4 protein-coding genes and 1 tRNA gene are annotated in these 4382 nt (G+C 60.4%); 4 read left to right on the forward strand and 1 reads right to left on the reverse strand.

Going from position 1 to position 4382, the window contains the following annotated elements; genetic code table 11:
- The 4 genes from EN994_RS19710 to fghA form a co-directional block, all read left to right on the forward strand.
- Nucleotides 1-911 (forward strand): PDR/VanB family oxidoreductase (locus EN994_RS19710; RefSeq protein WP_164746023.1); only part of this gene is annotated, 911 nt, incomplete at its 5' end.
- A 71-nt stretch (nt 912-982) separates the two neighbouring features.
- Nucleotides 983-1633, forward strand: coding sequence for a glutathione S-transferase (locus EN994_RS19715; RefSeq protein ID WP_063168879.1), 651 nt, complete (start codon nt 983-985; stop codon nt 1631-1633).
- 58 nt (nt 1634-1691) lie between these two features.
- The gene (locus tag EN994_RS19720; protein ID WP_127307738.1) at nt 1692-2819 is read left to right on the forward strand and encodes an S-(hydroxymethyl)glutathione dehydrogenase/class III alcohol dehydrogenase; all 1128 of its coding nucleotides are present in this window, start codon (nt 1692-1694) and stop codon (nt 2817-2819) included.
- 212 nt (nt 2820-3031) lie between these two features.
- Nucleotides 3032-3877 (forward strand): S-formylglutathione hydrolase, encoded by an 846-nt coding sequence (fghA, locus tag EN994_RS19725; RefSeq protein WP_063168877.1) that lies wholly within the window; start codon nt 3032-3034, stop codon nt 3875-3877.
- A gap of 181 nt (nt 3878-4058) precedes the next feature.
- On the opposite strand, the gene EN994_RS19730 is transcribed toward fghA, so the two are convergent.
- Nucleotides 4059-4135: transfer RNA gene (locus tag EN994_RS19730), tRNA-Met, on the reverse strand.
- Between the last annotated feature and the right edge of the window lie 247 nt (nt 4136-4382).

Here is a 4382-nt window from a genome sequence, read left to right on the forward strand (position 1 = left end):
AGACCGCCGACGGGATCGCAGGCTTCGAGCTTCGTCCGATCAAGGGCATCCTGCCGACGTTCCAGCCTGGAGCTCATATCGACGTCCACATGCCCAATGGCGAGATCAGGCAGTATTCGATCACCAACGGTCCTGGTGAAACCGACAGCTTCACCATCGGCGTCAAGCTGGAACGGGACTCCAAGGGTGGCTCGAAATGCATGCATGAGACGGTGCGAGAGGGCGACGTGCTGGCGATTTCCGAGCCACGCAACAACTTCCCGCTGCGCCGCGATGCGATCAAGACGCTGTTCGTCGCCGGCGGCATCGGCATCACGCCGCTGCTCGCCATGGCGCAGGCGCTGAAGAACCAGGAGCTTGCGCACGAGCTGCATTATTTCGCGCAAGGCGAGGAACACCTCGCCTTTGCCGATCGGCTGAAGCATCTCGGCGATGCGCTGAAGCCGCATCTCGGCCTCTCGCCCGACGCGACCGGCGCCGAGCTTCGACAACTCCTCGCCGGTTATCGCAATGGCATGCATCTCTACATCTGCGGCCCGGGACCGATGCTGGAAGCCGCGCGCAAGATCGCGGCCGAGCAGGGCTGGCCGGATAGCGCCGTCCATTTCGAGTACTTCAAGAACACCAACAAGATCGACGACAGTTCGAGCTTCGAGGTCGCGCTGGCGCGCTCCTGCGTCACGCTTCAGGTGCCGGCGGGCAAGACGATCATGCAGGTCATGCGCGAAAGCGGCATCGATGTTCCGTCGTCTTGCGAGCAAGGCGCCTGCGGCACTTGCGTGGCGACGGTGATCGAGGGCGAACCGGACCATCAGGACGTCTACCTCAACGATGCCGAGAGGAAGGCCGGAACCAAGATCATGACCTGCGTTTCGCGCGCCAAATCGGCACGCCTCGTGCTGGACATCTAACTGTTTGTTTTACGCAATTCCGGACGGAAAACCGTTACACACTTTTCCTGGAATTGCTTTAGGAGCCGCCGATGATCACGCTTTACGACTACGAACTGTCGGGCAATTGCTACAAGCTGCGGCTGCTGATGAGTTTTCTCGGCATCGACTACAAGACCGTGCCGGTCGACTTCTACCCCGGCCGCGAACACAAGTCGGAATGGTTCCTGAAACTCAATCCGCTTGGCCAGCTGCCGGTCATCGAGGATGAAGAGCTGATCTTGCGCGATGCCCAAGCGATCCTTGTCTATCTCGCCTCGAAATACGATCCGTCGGGCACCTGGTATCCGCGGGACAATCCCGCTCTGCTGGGCGAGATCAGCCAGTGGCTGGCCTTTGCAGACGGTATCACTTCGACGGCGTCGGCCGCCCGCCTGCACGATGCGCTGTTTTATGACTTCGATATCGACGCCGCGCGTGCCGGCGCGCATCGCCTTTTCCGTATCCTCGACGAGCATCTGTGGTTCGGCGAACAGCAGGGCCGCAACTGGATCTGTTCGGCCAGTCACCCGACCATCGCCGACATCGCCTGTTTTCCTTACATCATCCTGTCGGAGGAAGGCGGTGTTCCGCGCCAGGACTATCCGGCTATTCGGCGCTGGTGCGACCGTGTCAAGCGCATCAAGGGCTTCACCGTCATGTCGGGTGTGTTTCCCGCCGGCCCCGGCAAGATCGCCGCATAGTCTGATCATAAGCGCCGCGTTCTGGCCCGGCAAAATAGAGATTTGGGAGAGAAAAAGAATGAAAACCCGCGCCGCTGTCGCTGTCGCCGCCGGAAAGCCGCTGGAGATCATGGAGGTCGACCTCGAGGGCCCGCGCGAGGGCGAAGTGCTGGTCGAGATCAAGGCGACAGGCATTTGCCACACCGACGAATTCACACTGTCGGGCGCCGATCCGGAAGGTCTGTTTCCGGCCATCCTCGGCCATGAAGGTGCCGGCGTCGTCGTCGATGTCGGCAAGGGTGTCACCTCGCTCAAGAAGGGCGACCACGTCATCCCGCTCTATACGCCCGAATGCCGCCAGTGCCCGTCCTGCCTGTCGAGAAAGACGAACCTCTGCACGGCGATCCGCGCCACGCAGGGCCAGGGCCTGATGCCCGATGGTTCGTCGCGCTTCTCGATCGGCAAGGACAAGATCTTTCACTATATGGGCTGCTCGACCTTCTCCAACTTCACCGTGCTGCCCGAGATCGCACTGGCCAAGGTCAACCCCGACGCGCCCTTCGACAAGATCTGCTACATCGGCTGCGGCGTCACCACCGGCATCGGTGCCGTGATCAACACCGCCAAGGTCGAGATCGGCGCCACCGCGGTCGTCTTCGGCCTCGGCGGCATCGGCCTCAATGTCATCCAGGGCCTGAAACTTGCCGGCGCCGACATGATCATCGGCGTCGATTTGAACAACGACAAGAAGGAGTGGGGCGAGCGCTTCGGCATGACGCATTTCGTCAATCCGAAGGAGATCGACGGCGATGTCGTGCCCTACCTCGTCAACATCACCAAGCGTGGCGCCGACCAGATCGGCGGCGCCGACTACACATTCGACTGCACGGGGAGCACCAAGGTCATGCGTCAGGCGCTCGAAGCCTCGCATCGCGGCTGGGGCAAGTCGGTGGTCATCGGCGTTGCCGGCGCCGGCCAGGAGATCTCGACCAGGCCGTTCCAGCTGGTCACCGGCCGCACCTGGATGGGCACCGCCTTCGGCGGCGCGCGCGGCCGCACCGATGTGCCGAAGATCGTCGACTGGTACATGGACGGCAAGATCCAGATCGACCCGATGATCACCCACACGCTCAAGCTCGAGGACATCAACAAGGGTTTCGATCTCATGCATGCCGGGGAGAGCATTCGCAGCGTCGTGGTTTACTGACCGGCTCACACGACACGCTCGCGTCGAAGGCTCTGTGTTCCCAAAATACCGTGCCTCCCCGACATCGGGCGTTAGGCCGGCGGCGCGACTGACATTCCGGATGTCCGCGCCGCCGGTCGGTTCGACCCCACCTGATCCGCCCGGGTTGCCGCGATCATGGTCGATGCCGTAGACACCGGCCCATTGGCGTTTGAAATCCGTGGAGAGGGAATATGCCGGAACCCATGAAGACCATCTCCCAGGCAAAATCCCATGGCGGAGTGCAGGGCATCTATTCGCACCTGTCGACGAGTTGCTGCTGCGACATGACGTTTGCCGTTTTCGTGCCTCCACAGGCCCGGGAAACGCCTTGCCCCGTGGTGTGGTATTTGTCGGGACTGACCTGCACCCATCAAAATGTCATGGACAAAGGCGAATACAGGCGCATGGCCGCCGAACTTGGCCTGATCGTCGTCTGTCCAGACACCAGTCCGCGCGGCGCCGACATCCCTGATGACAAGGACAATTGGCAGTTTGGCGGCGGCGCCGGCTTTTATCTTGATGCAACGCAGGAGCCTTATGCGAAGAACTACCGGATGTATTCCTACCTCGTCGAGGAACTACCCACGCTGATCGCCGCTAATTTTCCGGCAGACATGTCGCGCCAAGCCATAACGGGCCATTCGATGGGCGGACACGGCGCGCTGACGATTGCTTTGAAAAACCCGCAGCGGTTCAGGAGTTGCTCGGCATTTGCGCCGATCGTGCAGCCAAGCGCTGCCGGCTGGTCAAGGCCGGCTTTCGAAAAATATCTCGGCACGGATGAGGCCTCGTGGCGGGCCTACGACGCTACTTCGCTTGTTGAAGACGGGCGCCGCTTCCCGGAATTTCTCGTCGATCAGGGAACATCGGACGGGTTCCTGAATGACGGGCTGAGACCCTGGCTTTTGGAGGCGGCCTGCGCCAAAGCCGGCATTCCGCTGACGTTGCGCATGCAGGACGGATACGACCATTCGTATTTCTTCATTTCGACATTCATGGACGACCATTTGAGATGGCATGCGGAATGGCTTGCATAGGTCGAGGTCCGAGCGATGCAATCGGATTAATCCTCGTCCAAGCGAGGAACGCGTTACTCTTTCTCGTCTCTACCGGGGCGAGGAACACGATGGCGCCGCATTGAAATTATTGAACAATTTCAACCGGAAGCGCTACCAACGCGTATAAATTTTTAGCCATTTCCATGGTTTAACTGGATTTTGGTAGCGGGAGAGGGACTTGAACCCCCGACCCCAGGATTATGATTCCCGTGCTCTAACCAACTGAGCTACCCCGCCAGGGCGGCGAAAGGCCCGAAATCCGCCTCAAATCGAAGGGCATGTCGGGGGCGTTCGCCAAGGTCGCGCGGATATAAGGTTGGGAAGGTGAGCCTGTCAAGCTTCGAAGCAACCGGCTTGCCGGCTTATCGTCATTATCGAAAAGCTTTGCCGCGGCGACATTTGGTTGTCGCCGCCGGGGTTGAGTTCGAAGGGGCACGTCGCTATGTCTCGGCCACGAGTTTTTAGAGTTTGAAACAGATGAAGC

It is taken from the genome of Mesorhizobium sp. M7A.F.Ca.CA.002.09.1.1, assembly GCF_003998555.1.
GTDB lineage: Bacteria > Pseudomonadota > Alphaproteobacteria > Rhizobiales > Rhizobiaceae > Mesorhizobium > Mesorhizobium ciceri.

Excerpts from the sequence above, each read along its gene's own strand:
- fghA (WP_063168877.1), top strand. The coding sequence starts at position 3,032 with ATGCCGGAACCCATGAAGACCATCTCCCAGGCAAAATCCCATGGCGGA.
- EN994_RS19720 (WP_127307738.1), top strand. The coding sequence starts at position 1,692 with ATGAAAACCCGCGCCGCTGTCGCTGTCGCCGCCGGAAAGCCGCTGGAG.
- EN994_RS19715 (WP_063168879.1), top strand. The coding sequence starts at position 983 with ATGATCACGCTTTACGACTACGAACTGTCGGGCAATTGCTACAAGCTG.